Source organism: Woeseia oceani (genome assembly GCF_001677435.1).
Lineage (GTDB): Bacteria > Pseudomonadota > Gammaproteobacteria > Steroidobacterales > Woeseiaceae > Woeseia > Woeseia oceani.
Window position 1 is genome coordinate 2,743,675 of the sequence record NZ_CP016268.1, and the last position, 15,519, is coordinate 2,759,193.

Consider the following 15,519-nt stretch of genomic DNA (forward strand, 5'->3'; position numbering starts at 1 on the left):
CAAATCTGTATGAAAAGTAGAAAAAGGTCGACGTTAATTGTGGGTGTCCTGATTGAGCTCTGATTGAGCTGCACCTAGTGAGCTGCACCTAGAGCGACGTTGCGAGGTCATGCCGCGAACGCTCCAAGTCGCCGTGCTTCAGGGGTTAGTTGATGAAACCCGTAAAACAAGTAATATACACGTTAAAAGTGTTTTATTGGGAGCCTACATGTCCGCCAATATTGCAAATTTCAACGCGCTCAAGAAGTTAAGGACAGCCAGAGGGCTGACCCAACAGCAGCTCGCCGAGGCGTTGGAAACAACGCAACAGACAGTTGCCCGCTGGGAGCGAGGCAAGAACGAGATTCCCGTGACTCAACTGAAAGAGCTCGCGCTGTTCTTCGACGTGTCGGTAGATAAGGTACTCGGTATCAAGACTCCGCACGACGAGCGTGCGAAATCGCCTTTTGCTTTTGATTCCGCCAACGCTACTGCTCCCTACGGTACTCTGGAGTTGACACTAACAACCGGTACGCTCAAATATCCGATCGAGGAGCGGGCACGTGAATCACTGTTGCACCAGCTTGATAAGCTGGATGTTCAGAACCCTGACGGTCGCCGCCCCTGGGTTTATTGCTGGTCCCTGGACAACAGGATCCTCTTCGCGAATCCGGACGACTTGCGCCAGATCGACCTCATTGGTGACGACGTTCAGGCGACACCGCCCTTCGAGCATCCTGAGGTCTACCAGGCACTGGAGGACTGGGAAGCACCCGAGTACGAAGTGGGCGAACGAGTAACTGCTCGGTGCAACGCATTGTTCGAATTGATCGGCGAAGAGAATGCCGTTCGTCAGACAACGCACGCACACGTTCTGTCCCGAGATGGCGAGGAATCATGGCATTTCCTGCTCGAGCCGGACGACGCACTGGGTTTCTGGACTCTGGAACTCGAGGCAATGACGCATATACCGCGCAATCGTTTTATTCGCGTCGAACAGGAAGGTTATTACCGGGATTGTTTCATCAATCTCTCGCAGGTTGCACTGATCGAGATCCCGGCAAATCGCTACCTCCGCCTGAACGGCATGGACGGATAGCCGGTTAAGCGGCCAACACTAAAACAGTAAAAGGACACCCATAATTACCGAGATCAAATCTGTATGCGAAGTACAGAAAGACTGAAATTGGTTGTGGGTGTCCTGATTGGTTCGTGGGTGTCCTGATTGGTTGGCGCTGATTGGTTGGCGACCAGTCCGCGTCGAGCTCTCCGGCGACGATGGTGGGCAGCCCCGTGGTGACGCCCTGGCCCTTGTCGAGGGGCTTCATGAGGACGGTCACGGTGTTGTCCGAACCGATCCTGATGAACGGGCCCATCACGGTTTTGCTGAGCGCTTCCGGGCCGACCGCGTCGGTGACCGCAGCAGGGTCGGAGGAATCGCTGCAGCCGATCATGAAGCCCGCGCCCGAGAGGCCGGCCACTTGCGGGAAGCCGCGCCGGGTCAAGTTGGGGCGCGGGAGATTGAGCTTGTCGATCTTGCCCAGCATGTCAGGCCTCCAGCTCGTCGGCGGCGCGGTGGATGGCCGTGCGGATGCGTTGATAGGTGGCGCAGCGGCACAGGTTGCCGCGCATGGCGTTGTTGATGTCGGCATCGCTGGGCGAGGGGCTGGATTCGAGCAGCGCCGTGGCGCTCATCATCTGGCCCGACTGGCAGTAGCCACACTGCACGACATCCAGCTCGCGCCAGGCCGCGCTGATGGCCGTTGCTGCCGGGCTGTCGACGCCCTCCACGGTCGTGATCCTGCGCCCGCTGGCCACCGACACCGGCGTGACACAGGAACGCATCGGCTGGCCATCAAGGTGCACGGTGCAGGCCGACATCTTCACGCAGGACCCAGAGCAGGGGCTTGTCGTTGGGGACATCGACGGTGTGTGCCTTGCCGTTTATGGTGAGCTCGATGGGCATGCGGGGCTCCTTGGGGCTTGGTGGGGCTGGGGGCCACTAGCGGCTGTGGCGTGGGCTTGCGTTTTTGGATATAGCAGACGGGCATTAGCCGGACGTTCTGTGTGGGGTATGGCCAAGCATTAAGACGCCACCCGGAATGCCAGTGAGTATTTCTGCCATTGATAACGAGAAACGTCCGAAGTTTTTCTGGATGTCCCAATAGATTCCAATAGATTGGACCCGTGAGATTCCAGATAACAGTAAAGCGTTCGTTACTGTGCGACAGCTATAGCAAAGTCCCGTTCACTACGCTTTCCTGTAACTTAAGCCGGCTTTTCCGCAGAACACGCCAGAGGGGGCGCGGGCTCGCCACATACGCCATTCCCGAGAAGCTGGCGAATCAGTAATGAGTGTTCTTTTTGACCATTTTGACCTCCACGCAGGGCAGCTCAGAGCCAGTCGACGCAGGATCTACGCAAGGCGCGATGGATAAATACCCCTACATATATACTTTTTTGCTGGTATATTTATCCAATGCCTGACCCAGCAAGCAACAAGCAAGTCGACGCAGCTCGTCGTGTCTTTCAACGCGGCGGTGGAATTCTGCGCACACGCGAAGCCCTGGATCACGGTATTCACCCTCGCACGCTATATGCCATGAGAGACGAGGGCCTGCTGGAACGCCTCGATCGAGGACTCTACCGACTGACTGACCTGCCACCACTTTCAGATCCCGACCTGGTGACTGCGGCAAACAAGATACCCAAAGGGGTGGTTTGCCTCATCTCGGCACTGCATTTCCACGACATCACGACCCAGATTCCGCATGCCGTATCGATCGCAGTGAGCAGGGGGACAGAACCGCCACGGCTCGATTATCCGCCAATCCGGCTCTACTGGTTCTCCGGTACGGCATTTTCTGCTGGCGTACAAACCCACCGTATCGATAACTCACAGGTCCGGATCTACAGCGCAGAAAAGACCCTTGCGGACTGCTTCAAATACCGCAACAAGATCGGTATGGACACCGTGCTTGAAGCGCTGACTCTCTATCGGGATCAACACAAGCCAAAGCCTCAGAAGCTGATTGAGTACGCGAGAATTTGCCGGGTCGAGAAAGTGATGCGGCCATACCTGGAAGCACTGCTGTGAGTAGCTTATCGAAGGCGAATCTCGCAGCCTCAGTACACCAGCGCCTGCTAAATGTCGCCAGGGTGGAGGCCCGGCCGTTCAACGAGGTCTTGCAGTACTTCGCGATGGAACGTCTGCTGTATCGCTTGAGCTGCTCAACGCATCAGGGCTCGTTTGTCCTCAAGGGCGCCCTGCTGTTCAGGGCATGGAACGTAGCAGACGGTCGCGCGACGCGCGATATCGACTTGCTGGCGTTCGTCGATAACGCTCCCGAGAATCTCTCAGCCATCTTTCGGGAGGTCTGCATGATTGAGAGCGAAGACGGCCTGGTCTTCGACCCGGATTCGATAGATGCAAGGACGATCAAGGAGAGTGCCGACTACGAAGGCGTGCGTATCCGATTTCGAGGGCTACTTGGAACGGCAAGGATCAACATGCAGATCGATGTCGGCTTCGGCGACATAGTGCATCCTCGTGCTGCAACCGCCGGCTACCCCGTCATTCTCGGTCTGCCTGCCCCGACGCTGCGCATGTATCCTCCCGAGACAGTTATTGCTGAGAAGGTCGAGGCTATGATCCATCTCGGTAGCCTGAACAGCCGAATGAAGGATTTCTACGATATCTGGCAGCTCTCACAGAAACTGGAGTTTGATCCCGAAGTCCTGAGCGAGGCTATTCGGAAAACCCTGAAGAATCGTGAAACTGAACCGATACCTTTCGATGAGTTGAAAGCGAATCTGCTGGGAAACAATGCAATTGAAAAACAGTGGAGCGCGTTCCTCGAGAAGTCCGGCGTCACTGGCCCAGACTCATTTCTTGAAGCTCTTGATCAAATCGGGATCTTGGTCGGCCCGCTGTTAGAACGCATCGACCATCTCTATTGACTTGTACCGCGGTCACCGCCTTTTTGCCCTCGCACCCTTCCACTCTCGATTCAATCGGTTGATATCCAATCCCTTCGGGTCAAAGACGCCGCCTATCCAGCGAAGGCTTTCCTCGTGCTGCTCATGACGTCGATCGGCGATGGCGGCGAGAAACTCGCGATAACCGTGCGGACCGCCCACATCATCGGGTGGCCCCGCATTCTCGCCTGCAACGCAAAGTGGTAGGGGAACGCCTTCCATCATGCCCGCCGGCGGCGATTCAATGACGATGCGCAATCGCCAGTCGTCACCCATGTCGTAGCGATACTCAAACTCGCCGCGTGCGCCAAGCTCGGCAACAACTTTGGCGACGGAGACTCGGCGCTCGTCCCGGTATGCGGCCTCTTCGACGCCATTACCGAGCTCGCGTATCCACCAATCCGGAGCAACGACGCTCTCGCCCACCTGGTACTCATGGCCATGAGTATCCATCCACCCCATGATCCATTGCAGCCACTTATGCAGGCTCACCAGCGTCCACTGATTCGATACAAGGACGCGCCGCCACACGAGCGGCTCCACATCGCGCAGTTCTACGCGCAGGGCAACGAGCTGGGGTTGAGGAGGCGTCGGCATAGCCCGACAATTTGCAACCGATTCGGGCAGGAGTCAACACAGGGATTTGTCGGCCCTTTTAGTACGGACGTGCACTTGGGAAGGTCGCCGCAACGTCTATTTTCTGCTGAAGCGCGATGCATAGTCTTTACAACGTTCCGTAATCAACGTTGCGACTGACTCCGAGATTGGGTGCGGCTTGTCAATTCCGGGAGTCTCCTGAAGCAATCTGCCCGCCAGGACCGGAATGCGCGCGCGTACCAGCGCCGCGTTGAGGCCCGCGTCAGCGGCAAATTGATTGACGTCATTCGGATAGACCAGCGCAGATTTGGGCTGTTTGCCGATCTTCATTGCCATCCTGTCAGTTAGTTCAGGGTAGAAAACGGTCGAAACAAGATCGTAGAGCGGCGCAAGCCGTATTGACCGGTCCGGGTAATAAAGAAGCGAGAAGTTCTTGCCGTGCGCGTCGTGATTGCCAATCAGCAAATTGAATATGACCGCATCGAGCAAATCGATTAGATCAGGCGCCGGCGCGCTCGATGCATCCCGGAGCAAAGCGAAACAGTCACCCAGCGACGGTCCTCCTTCGGATTGGTATTTGATCTCCGAGCGAATACCGAGCGCCTGACAAAAATCTTCCTGGTGAAGTCGCCGGATTTTTCCTTCCTCTCCCCTGATACGGTCGTACCGTTCGGCGAGCAGATAGTCGATGTCTTCAACTTTTCCAATCTCAACGGGGGCCGCATTCAGGTCGCACGCGCGCGCCAGTTCCATGCAGAACGCCTCGTTGAAGACGACACCTTCATAGGTATCAATCGCCGGTTTGAGAACGTGTGAGCTCGGTGCGCTGCCGCGCGGTATGGAGATTTTTTCATTATCTACACGAACGGCAAGTTTGTCCTGCGCACCAGCAAGTGACAATCGAATACCGTCCTCGCCGGCCATAAGTGGCCTGCGCGGCAGCTCGCGTAGTATTTTGGCGAGTTCGTCAGCGTCCAGTTGACGGTAGCGATTATCATCTTTTGGGATTGTCTCGTCTGCCGGCAGAAAAGAGATTGCACCAGCGCACTCCCCGCCAATTTGTTCGAGCATCGCGAAATCGTTCTTGTCACTGATGCCAAGAATGCGAGCAATGACCTTGCGATTGGCCTCCTCTGGCAGAAGCCCGCCAAAAACCCCCTGACACTCTTTTTGCGTGAACGGCTCGTCCCGCAAAGGCAGCGACCGGGACAGCGGGATCGGTTCGCGCTTGCCGAGCCAGGACGCATCGTACCGGAAGGTCATCTGCCCGCCGTCGTCCTGTGAAAGTTGGCCGACAAGTTCGCGGTCATAACAGACATTGAGCGTGCGAGCCATGCTTACCCTACCCCGGGACTATCGGGCGAAGACGTCATCAGGCGGATACCCAGTGTCTTGAGAACGGTCAGCGTCTTGCCGATCTGGCAAGTGGGTTTGCCGTTTTCGAGGTCGCTAATGAAGCGCAGGCCGGTGCCGGACGTCAAGGCGAGTTCGGCTTGCGTGAGGCCAAGCGCCTTGCGCTCTTTTTTGACCAGCCTGCCCAAGTCTTCCGCTGTTGATAACATCGGTGTGCCTTACTTTATTTCCGAGCGGTAATTTTGCCGAGATTCCGGCCGCCTGGCAATAAAATATTACCGATCGGGAGCATTTATTCCGCAACCGCCATTATTGAGCTGATTATTCCCGAGCGGGAACAGCCATCTCCGTCAGGCTGAACTCCCGGTGCGCGTTTCCGGAGCCAAAGTCGCAGAAGCAGGTGCCGATGTTGAGTAACGGCGCCATGACGTTTAGGGCGGTCAGCCTTCTGAAACAAAAAGACAAGGGGCAGTCACGCTCTCTTGCGAACAAGCGACCATTGTTGTGGCTAGCCCGTTACTTCAACTACCAGGCAGGGATCGAAAGTGCTGTCACGTTTTTCGCGTGGATACCCCCGAGGATTGCAAACGACCCGCGTGCCGAAAAGCTCATAATCGCATGGCTCGTGTGTGTGCCCGTGGACCCACAGGTCCGGTTGATGCCTTTCGATGATGTCTTCCAGGCGGCTCGCAAAAGCCGGGTTCATTGGATCGTTTGCGTATCGCGTTGCGACCGATATCGCTGACGGCAGGTGATGAGTGACCACGATGCTTGGCCCGTCGAAATGAGTGTCCAGATGGCTCGCAATCCATGCCCGGCTCGCATCATGGAGACCAACGGAAACCTCCGGTGTAAAGGCGCGGCCGCCATTCTTGATGGACGAGAAGTCCTCCATAAGACGCTTCGCCCGCTGCCGGGCAAACCACGCTTCGCTTTCGCCATACAGCCTGAAGTCCGTCCACAGGGTGCTCCCAAGAAAACGAACGCCATTGAGTACGATCGTGTCGTTGTTCAACACATGGATGTTTTCCGGCGACTGCTTGACGAGCTCGTCGATTAACGTGATGTCCTGACCGTAGTACTCGTGATTGCCCGGTACGTATATCACCGGACGGTTCGGAAAGTGGCTAGCGGCCCATTCAATACCGCCCAATCCCACACCGATGTCGCCGGCGAGAATAACAACGTCAGCGTCAGTATCCGGTGGCGAGAATTCTGCAAACTCTGTGTGGAGATCGCTGAGAACGTGAAGCTTCATGACAAGAGCACTGTGAGACTTATCCAAACCTTAGCATCACAGTTACAACGCAATGCAAGCGGATACGTGCAGATTCTGGATGAAACTGTGGCTAAGCGGCCCACGGATGTGGTGCGGCATCCCTTCTGGCGGAATTGTTTCACCTATCGACCGTCTGGCCTCGTTGCCATGAAACGTTGCAGTGGAAGAGGTTGCTGATTTCGCAGCAGTTTCCTGACCTCGACAAGGTTTTTCATCAGAAATGGTTCGTCGGGATCGATGTCTGAACCCGGAGCTTCAACCAGTTCCTCTAGCTGGTATAGCGCGTACCAGAATGTCCGCTCCCGAGGGTCCGGGCCTGCGATCTCATCGTGACGAAATTGTTCCTCCCACTCCGTCAACACCCTCTCGATAAAATCGAGAACGCTCGGCCGGTCCGCGTTTGCCGGCAACTTGCCGTCGAGGGAGCTCAACAGGACCAGCCGTTTACTATCGATGAACCTTTGGTGACGATCCTGCGCCGCCCGGGGTTGCTGTTCTCGACAATTCGTTTCGGCAGATGTAACCATCGGCACCATTCTCGCAACCGTGCCAATCAATTGATTGACATATTTCCGTGCAAGTCACGCAGATTGGATACCACGCAGCTGTCACGGATTGTCACCGGTGACGAATCACCGGACGCAACTGCGTCTTGTCCGAGGATTTGCGGCGCGGCTTACGCAAAATTCCCGCAATGGGAAATTGCTTGGCTGCGCTCGCAATGACAGGAACTTAATAAGGACACTCACTATTGACGCAAACAAAACCGCAATAAGCAAACCGCAATAAGGACACTCACTTTTGACGTAAACAAAACTGTAGAAAATCCCGAGAATTGGGTGGATCTTTTATGGGTGTCCTTTTTGGTGATGTCTTTCAGAACTTGCGTACAACGAAAAGGTGTCCGGCAGCTTTTCATTGTGACCGGAACTACGAGGGGACCGTGTGGATCAGAAACTCCACCGATAACGTGCTGCAACACAACGCGGCGACGTTACCGCAGAGGGATATCCATAAAAGTGTCTGACACCTTTTCCGCATTTCCGCAAAAAGGACACCCACCGTTATCGGAATCAAACCGGCATTAAAAGCAGAAAAAGATCTGCCTTCAATTGTGGGTGTCCTTGTTGAGCTTTCCTTGTTGAGCTTTCTGATTGAGCCCTATTGTGGGTGTCCTGATTTGTCCTCCTGATTTGTCCTACCTCTGTGATGGCGCGTAGCGACTCAACGGAAGGACGTTACCGCGGGCGGATTTCCATAAAGTTGTCAGACACTTTTTCCACCGGCCTCCAATTAGATCGGTTCGACCCCTATTTCTGAGGTCACGCGTCACGTTTTCAGCATCTCCCAGTTCGTACCCGGCCATTGCGCCGGTAGACTCGGAAGGCAACCGGGTCCGGCCCAGGTGGCTGTCCGGGCACCAATAACAAAACCAACTGCAACCTGGAGCCGGCACCGTGAGTAACGCATCACACAACGTTTTCTGCGGCAGTGCTTGTCGCCTTTGGCGGTTGCTCGCCGCACTGTTGTTGCCGTTCGGCAGCGCGCTCGCCGGCGAAAGCGTGCCGCTGCCCGCTCTCGACATGCCCCGAATTTATACGCACCCGGTCGAACGCGAGCCGCGCGATCTGCGCATCGTCACGACAGTCAAAAGCAAAGCTGGCGAGTACATCGACGCCTATCTGTTCGAGTACGACGAACGCGGTCGCCTGTTGCTCGCGGTTCGTGGCATGGAGGAGCGTTACCGCTACGCCGCATCCCACGCACCCGCTCAATGGACGGAACGCAAATTGCGCTGGAGCGACGGCCACGAAGAAACCCAGCTACGCGTGATCGACGAGTTGGGCTACCCCATCAGCAGTCAGTCCGGCCTCGCGACCGACGGCATGGCACGCAAGTACCGCTGGAAGAACGACAGCCTCAATGAGATCCGGGTTGGCGATGAACGTCTGCGGATCAAACCGAACAAGCAGGGTTTCGCCGAGTCTGCCGAGGTCTGGATCGCCGGCAAGCGCGAGCTGGAACTCGGCTTCACCTACGAGAACGGGCGGCTCACGCGACGGGAAGTGTTTGCCGAATCCCAGCCGCTGGTCCAGCAGGTGCAGGTCTACGGCTACAACGCCGACGGCCGTCTCCGCGCGGTGCTTGACATGCAGGCGCGAACCCGCGCTGGCGAAAACGCCGATCTCTACCAGCTGCCGTCCGCGCCACAACTCGCGCAGCCATTCGACTGGAACCGCTATCAGGGCAACCACCTGCAAGGGCAATGGCGTTACACCGAGCTGACCTGGGACGGGCCGCGTTTGCTCAGAGCGCGGCGCGACACCAACTTCAGCGACAACAAGTTTCGCCCGGACGTCGAGTTCACGTTCGAGTACGACGAAGCCGGCCGGCTGACGCGCAACCTGCAGCCGCATGCCAACGACTGGCGTTATCACTGGTCGGTCGAAACCCACCCGGTTTACGGCGAGCACGACGTAGCGCGCGCCAGCAATGCCGTGGACGGCGCCAGCCTGGAGATACGGTATCTGCGGGTTAGTCCGGATAACCGCGGCCGCGCCCGCGATGACTTCCTGGAATCCGTTGAAGAGGCGCGCAGCAACCGGCAATGGGGCCGCGCTGAATTCTATCCGCGTAACTGCTTCAGCGGTCGTCACCTGGTGGCCACGCCTGAGTTCGCGGCCTTCTACCTGCGCGATGCCGCCACGACGGACACCGTCGGCGCCGACTGCGGGTTGCCCTGGGAACGCAGCAATCGCCGGGTCGCGGTCACGGACCAGCCCGTACCCGACAGTCAGGAAGCCTTGCCGCTGTTCAGCGACGCAGATCTCGAAACATTCAGCGAACGTCGGAACTGGTCTCTGCCGTACGCGGCTTACCAGGCCTGCATCGTCGACGCGCCGGCCTATATCGGCGACTTCCTGTTGCGCGCCAGCAATGAGTCCAACCCCGACACGCGGCGTGTGCTGGATCAGAAAATCCCGGGCTTCCTCCGTGAATGGGCGGATGCCTGTGGCGGCGGTTACGACCCGGAAAACTGGTGGCCGATCTGCGAAACGCAAAAAGGCAAACCGGCCACGCACAACTTTTTCTGCGAGGCTTTCGAGCGTGACGGCATGCTCTATCACAACCCGGGCTCCGGCCTGATGCTGACCGGCAGTGATGTACGGCGCATCGTTTTCCACCAGCAAGGTTCGCCGCAACTGACCTCGCCGCGCCTGCAGCAACGTGTGCCGCGCAACCCGATCATAGTCAGTGGCACCTCGCCCGAGCCCAACGCACTACTGGAACGACGCGCCGCCAGTTACGAAACATCGACCCGCGTCGGCAATGCCACTTTCGTGTTGCAGGTTGCAGACGACAAGCTGGTGCTGACAGTGACGGCTGATCGTGCGGAGATCGGCCGCGCAGCACCGGAACTGATTGCGCCGCCTGACTTTAGTGCAGCGGCAGACTACGACGGCGAATGGAACTTCGACCTGGCCGCGCGCGTCCGTGACCTCGGCGATCGCGACTCCGAAAACGACACCTGGCGCAGCAACACAGTGGTCGAGTACAAACGGCCGTACTATTCCCGCGATAAGCCTTTGCCCGTCGAGCGCACGCTGTATGCACGTTTCTACCTGCGTGATGCCTGGTCGTCCGTGGAAAACGAGCTGGTGCTCGTGCCGTTCGACAGTGCCGGCATCTGGGCGCACCTGGTTGGCAACGAGAGTTTCGGCCCGCGCGGCCGCGACATTCTCGCCACCGTGAACGACGCCGAGTGGCCACAAGTGCAGGCCGCCATACGCGAGGCGTACAGTGGCGGACCGAACAATGCCTGCGGTGCCGAGCCCTATGCGGCATTTCAGCGCGTGCCCTCTGACACCCTGGCGCAGGACTATCGCCGCCATGAACGCCGTGTCAGCAACACCAGTATCTGGGTGCACTGCCTTGCAAGAGAGCTCGACAACCTCGAGCGCAACTTCGCTCAATTCTTGGCGCGCCATGCCAATGCACCGGTAACCGATCCGAACCTGTGGCGCTTGCTGGCGCTGGAAGCCAGATTGGCGGCGGCGCGGCCGGAGCAACAGCGGCTCGATGCGCTGCTCGCCAGCGTGACGGCCTCACTCGAGGTCGCCGATCGCAATATCAATGCACGCCTCGACGCCAACCGGCGCGAAGAAGAACGCGCGCGCCGCGCCGAAGCGCAAAGCCAGCCGTCAGCCAAGGATCTGTGGATGCGCTCACAGGGACCGGAGGCCTATTACGATTGCCTGGCCACGGCCATAAGCGCCGTCGCGGCCGGGCAATGCCGCATGGATCACCTCAAGCGGATGCAGAACTCATCCGCGTTCGCCGCGCAGGTGGCAAGCGAACAACGCGCACGCCCGGCGAGCAACAGCGGCAACCGCCGCCGGACAGTCAGCTCGGGCGGCAGTGCTGCAGGAGGGTCTTCCTCTGCCGGCGGCGATGACGGCCAGGCCGAACGCGACGCCGCCAGCAGCGAGCGCTTGCAGGCATGGCAGGACCGCACACACGAAGGTTGCGGCTCAGTCAAAGACACCAGCGGTGGCCGCTCATGCGTGATGTACAGCACCGGCATCGGGTACCTGAAGTACCTCGATCAGGAAATAAAATCGCCGCGTTCGATTGCGGAGTTGGCCGAGCAACGAGAACGCAAAGACATCGCCAACAATCCGCACTGGGGTGCTTGTGCGACGGACAGCACGAAACTCGACGATGGCCGTCGCCTTTACTATCGACCGCTCGGCGCATACATCAGCGAGACCACGCGCTGCGAGCGTCGGACTGACGGTGACATGGCTGCCGCTGTCTGCTGGTTTGCCACGAGCTGGACCTGCGAACAGGCGTTTTCGGGCGAGGCGAAATAACGACGACTTTCTCCTTGTTATTCAAGCAAATATCCACGCCCGCTGAGACTGGTGAGGAGAAACTCTGACGCCACTAACGACCTGTGCGTGTGATCCACGGAGGCTCAGCTAAGCTTTAGGTAACACTCCAAATGAGCCGTACTGACCCTGTTCAGCCTGGAGCGTACGGCTTCGGCCGGAGGTTCCGTATGAAAACCGCACGCCAGCTCGTTGTGTTTACCACCGCCCTGTTGCTCACCGCCCTGCACGCACTTGCCCAGTGGTAACCGACCTCAATCGCGTGGGCGGTGCAGTGAACTTTCCTGTGCCTTCGACATGACTGACAACGCGGTCACGAAGACATTGCCTGGCAAACGTTCTTGTGGAGTACACCGCCTGATGAAGCCAACCTTAATGCCACCGATTTGATTCACGCACAGCTGCAAGAGTGCAGCGTCCTGGGAGACTATGATGGTCACAAAAACGAGAACAATATGGGCGCACGCCGCCACATTGCTGCTACTTTGTATCGCAATACAGCAAGTCACACTCGCGGATACGATCGAGATGACGCCGGAAGAAAAAGCGAGCGACGATAAGGGCAAACGAAACTTCGCCGGAATAAACTTTGGCGTTGGCATCTCACTAACGTTCGATACCGGAAAGAACAGCCGCATTAAGGCCGCGTCAATCGTCGACGGTATCGTTCGAATAGACAACGAGGACGACAAAATTGCCCGCGTGATGCTCGAAAGCCATTATTTCTTTCTTCCCGACAAGAAGTTTCTCTACCTTGAAGGACTCGACCAAGGCCGTTGGGGCTGGGGCCCGTTCGTCGCGCTGCAACCGGGCACGGAAGAGATCATCGAAGCCGTCGCCGTAGGTGTGATGCTCGGCTTCCGTCGACCCAAAGATGAAACTGGCAGCAGCTGGAACGTCGGCCTTGGCTACGTGACTGATCCCAACGTCAACATACTCGGCGACGGTTTCGTCGCCAATCAGCCGCCACCCGGCAACGAAACAGCGGTAAGACTCAAAGAGATCAGTCAGGACGGAGTGGTACTGCTGTTCTCGTTCTCGTTCTAAAATTAGGCCATTGAGTGAACCGACGCACACTGCAACCGGTGTGCGTCGGTTTCATTTTAACCAGCCCCTGTTGCCCAAGCAGAAAATGCGCCGGAGAAAAGGTGTCAGGTCCCTTTTCTCAACCGGTCGGCCACCACATTTGCCGCACGGAGCAATCCTTTCAGCAATGCTTCATCAACGTCAAGGTGTCCTTCGTATTCCGCCAGGTTTCGCTTTCGGTGTGCCTGATCCAGAATCCGCCACTGTTCGTTATGAATGTCGAGCGTGTGTTTCAGGCATTGAAAGACAATGTACCGGTTTTCGGATCTGTAACCGGCTCTGCGCAGTGCGGCAAGTGACAACGCGTGTGCAGCGTTGTAGGCGAGATCAAATCGCGACTCGATACTCAGTGTTTCGTTGTCAGCGTCGCGTAATCGAACAAGGCCGGAGCTGATCAGGCCAGCCACCTCCTGTTCCGCCGACGGCTCGGCTTTGAGTTTCCCAACCTTGACCAGATTGTCCAGTTGCTCATGTGGCATCCAACTGCCCTGTCAGAATGGCAATTGGCCCGGCCAACACTCGGCTGAGAAATGCATTGTTGTCCGCACGACGTTTTTGAAACTCACTAACAGTGTAAAGCGTGGGGTTCACTTGTCGGCCGAGTTTTTGTTCCGCTGCAGAAAGGGTTGCGTAAAGATCTTCGAGAGTCAGCTCGTCGGACACGACGAGAAGATCAATGTCACTTTTTGCGGTGTCTGAGTGCTTGGCCACAGAGCCGTAAATTAGCGCCAGAGATATTCGCGGCGCCAACGGTTGCAGCGCGACTCGCACGTTCTCCTCAACGCCTACCGTTTTGCTGACGATGGAACACAGCTCCATGTAGATGGGCGAATCAGGATTGGCCCGATAATGTTTTTGGTTGCCGAGACGTTCGATGACCACGAGTTCACTGCGTGCGAGCCGGGCAAGCTCACGCTGAACCGCGCCCCGACCTACGTCGGCCAACTCAATCAGCTCAGTGACGAAATAACTCCGTTCCGGTTGCCCAAACAACAGCCCTAGCAGGCGCTGCTGAGTCGCGGTGAACAAGGCGTCCGCCAGGGACTGCTCGCCCGGCTTCTGGCTGGCTTTTGTGGATCGTTGAACACTGGTCGTTTCCATACCCATAGTGGGTATATTAGTACCCGATTTGGGTATAGTCAATTGGGCAGTGTGTTTTCCGTGAATAAGATCCCCCCCCTTTGACCGCGAGGCATTACAACCGTTGTAACTTACGGATAACTAACTGAATAGGGGCAATAAGAAGCCTAAAGGGGGGAATTTTGTGAGCTTGAACACTGCTCAATGCGGACCAGTAGCTAAGTGAGACAGACTGCTTTTCTCAGGCAAGCGGCTCGCGCATTCCTCAAATATGGGGTCTGCCCTCCTTTCCCAACGGCACCTTGGGAATACGCTACCTCGGGGGTATTTGGGGGGTTGCGACGCCCAGCCGGTACTCCACCCGCTCACCCGCCACAGGGCACTCGAACGCCAGCAGGTAGGCGGTGAGTTGCAGGTCTTTACCGTCGCTCTCGCCACTACCGTACAGACGATCGCCTATCACAGGAAAGCCCAGCTCAGCGAGATGGCGGCGAATCTGGTGTTTACGCCCGGTCTCGATGCGCACGTCAAGCTCGGAGTTGCCCTCTGTAACTCGCACTAAAGAAAACTCGCTGATGGCGGTTTTCTCATTAACAGGCGACTCAATACGTAGCGGCTTCGGCTGCGCCGAAAAATCGCCCGCGACAATTACGCGATAGCGCTTCTCTATCTTGCGCTCACGAAACAATGCCGACAGCGCCGCGGCCATCGTCTTCGTGTGCGCGACCAGGATCAGGCCGTTTGCCGCACGGTCGAGGCGATGCACGACGAACGCCGGGCGTTCCGGTTGCAGGTGTCGTTCGGCCCAGCGCGTTACCGTGCAATGATCGCCCCACTTCGAGCCTTGCGAACGCAAGCCATACGGTTTGTTCCAGGCGGAGTACGCGCCGACATCCGCGACCAGTATCGGTTGCGGCGGTTGCTCGTCCAGCACTTGCGGGTCGTAGTAAAGGTGGACCTCGTCACCCACGCGCAGCTTGCGCGTTGCTCGTCGCAGCCGGCTCGTGTTACTGCCGCGAGTCAGCCAGACCGCACCCTTGGTCATCGCCGACTTTATGCGCTGCCGGGGTAAACCGGTTTCGTTCTGCAAGGCGTCGATAGCCGTTTGTTCAGTCGACTCAATGACGACGTGGGCTTCGGTTACCTGTTTTGACATGTCCATTCGGAGAGATGATACCTTGCCAGCGTGTCAACCGATCTCCTCTCGCTGCGTTACTGGCATTGCAACCCTCGTCAGGCGCAGCGGCGTCGCTTTGCCCACCGTCCGGAGTTTTT

General features: G+C 57.5%; 13 protein-coding genes and 1 pseudogene. 5 read left to right on the forward strand and 9 right to left on the reverse strand.

The window, feature by feature from the left end; translation table 11 throughout:
* Positions 1 to 208: 208 nt before the first annotated feature.
* Positions 209 to 1,078 carry a helix-turn-helix transcriptional regulator gene (locus tag BA177_RS12355; protein ID WP_068616631.1) on the forward strand — a complete coding sequence of 290 codons (870 nt, stop codon included), beginning with the start codon at positions 209 to 211 and terminating at the stop codon, positions 1,076 to 1,078.
* Positions 1,079 to 1,082: 4 nt separating this feature from the next.
* Here BA177_RS12355 and BA177_RS12360 read toward each other — a convergent pair whose 3' ends face one another.
* Together BA177_RS12360 and BA177_RS12365 are read right to left on the reverse strand one after the other, a co-directional pair.
* Complete coding sequence (locus BA177_RS12360; protein WP_068616633.1) at positions 1,083 to 1,526, reverse strand: hypothetical protein; 444 nt, start codon at positions 1,524 to 1,526, stop codon at positions 1,083 to 1,085.
* Position 1,527: 1 nt separating this feature from the next.
* Positions 1,528 to 1,945, reverse strand: a pseudogene (locus BA177_RS12365) ((2Fe-2S)-binding protein).
* Between the two features lie 513 nt (positions 1,946 to 2,458).
* On the opposite strand from BA177_RS12365, the gene BA177_RS12370 reads away from it, so the two are divergent.
* Both BA177_RS12370 and BA177_RS12375 read left to right on the forward strand, forming a co-directional pair.
* A complete protein-coding gene (locus BA177_RS12370) occupies positions 2,459 to 3,076 on the forward strand; it encodes a type IV toxin-antitoxin system AbiEi family antitoxin domain-containing protein (RefSeq protein WP_068616635.1) in 618 nt (205 codons plus the stop codon).
* 104 nt (positions 3,077 to 3,180) lie between these two features.
* A complete protein-coding gene (locus BA177_RS12375) occupies positions 3,181 to 3,939 on the forward strand; it encodes a nucleotidyl transferase AbiEii/AbiGii toxin family protein (RefSeq protein ID WP_197493015.1) in 759 nt (252 codons plus the stop codon).
* Positions 3,940 to 3,951: 12 nt separating this feature from the next.
* On the opposite strand, the gene BA177_RS12380 is transcribed toward BA177_RS12375, so the two are convergent.
* The 4 genes from BA177_RS12380 to BA177_RS12395 all read right to left on the reverse strand — a co-directional run bounded on the left by BA177_RS12380 (position 3,952) and on the right by BA177_RS12395 (position 7,165).
* A complete protein-coding gene (locus tag BA177_RS12380; RefSeq protein WP_068616639.1) occupies positions 3,952 to 4,554 on the reverse strand; it encodes a plasmid pRiA4b ORF-3 family protein in 603 nt (200 codons plus the stop codon).
* Positions 4,555 to 4,650: 96 nt separating this feature from the next.
* Positions 4,651 to 5,889, reverse strand: coding sequence for a type II toxin-antitoxin system HipA family toxin (locus tag BA177_RS12385; protein WP_068616641.1), 1,239 nt, complete (start codon positions 5,887 to 5,889; stop codon positions 4,651 to 4,653).
* Positions 5,890 to 5,891: 2 nt separating this feature from the next.
* Positions 5,892 to 6,116, reverse strand: coding sequence for a helix-turn-helix transcriptional regulator (locus BA177_RS12390; RefSeq protein ID WP_068616643.1), 225 nt, complete (start codon positions 6,114 to 6,116; stop codon positions 5,892 to 5,894).
* Between the two features lie 299 nt (positions 6,117 to 6,415).
* Positions 6,416 to 7,165 carry a metallophosphoesterase gene (locus BA177_RS12395; protein WP_068616645.1) on the reverse strand — a complete coding sequence of 250 codons (750 nt, stop codon included), beginning with the start codon at positions 7,163 to 7,165 and terminating at the stop codon, positions 6,416 to 6,418.
* A gap of 1,478 nt (positions 7,166 to 8,643) precedes the next feature.
* On the opposite strand from BA177_RS12395, the gene BA177_RS12405 reads away from it, so the two are divergent.
* Together BA177_RS12405 and BA177_RS12415 are read left to right on the forward strand one after the other, a co-directional pair.
* Complete coding sequence (locus tag BA177_RS12405; protein ID WP_156762811.1) at positions 8,644 to 12,060, forward strand: hypothetical protein; 3,417 nt, start codon at positions 8,644 to 8,646, stop codon at positions 12,058 to 12,060.
* 447 nt (positions 12,061 to 12,507) lie between these two features.
* A complete protein-coding gene (locus BA177_RS12415; RefSeq protein WP_156762812.1) occupies positions 12,508 to 13,125 on the forward strand; it encodes a hypothetical protein in 618 nt (205 codons plus the stop codon).
* Between the two features lie 104 nt (positions 13,126 to 13,229).
* Here the strand turns inward: BA177_RS12415 and BA177_RS18920 are convergent, their stop codons facing one another.
* The 3 genes from BA177_RS18920 to BA177_RS12430 form a co-directional block, all read right to left on the reverse strand.
* Complete coding sequence (locus tag BA177_RS18920; RefSeq protein WP_068616655.1) at positions 13,230 to 13,643, reverse strand: hypothetical protein; 414 nt, start codon at positions 13,641 to 13,643, stop codon at positions 13,230 to 13,232.
* Positions 13,633 to 14,307 (reverse strand): nucleotidyltransferase domain-containing protein, encoded by a 675-nt coding sequence (locus BA177_RS12425; RefSeq protein ID WP_231892442.1) that lies wholly within the window; start codon positions 14,305 to 14,307, stop codon positions 13,633 to 13,635. The genes BA177_RS18920 and BA177_RS12425 overlap by 11 nt, the downstream gene beginning before the upstream one ends.
* Positions 14,308 to 14,557: 250 nt before the next feature.
* Positions 14,558 to 15,400, reverse strand: a complete 843-nt coding sequence (locus BA177_RS12430; protein ID WP_156762951.1) for an RluA family pseudouridine synthase — start codon at positions 15,398 to 15,400, stop codon at positions 14,558 to 14,560.
* Between the last annotated feature and the right edge of the window lie 119 nt (positions 15,401 to 15,519).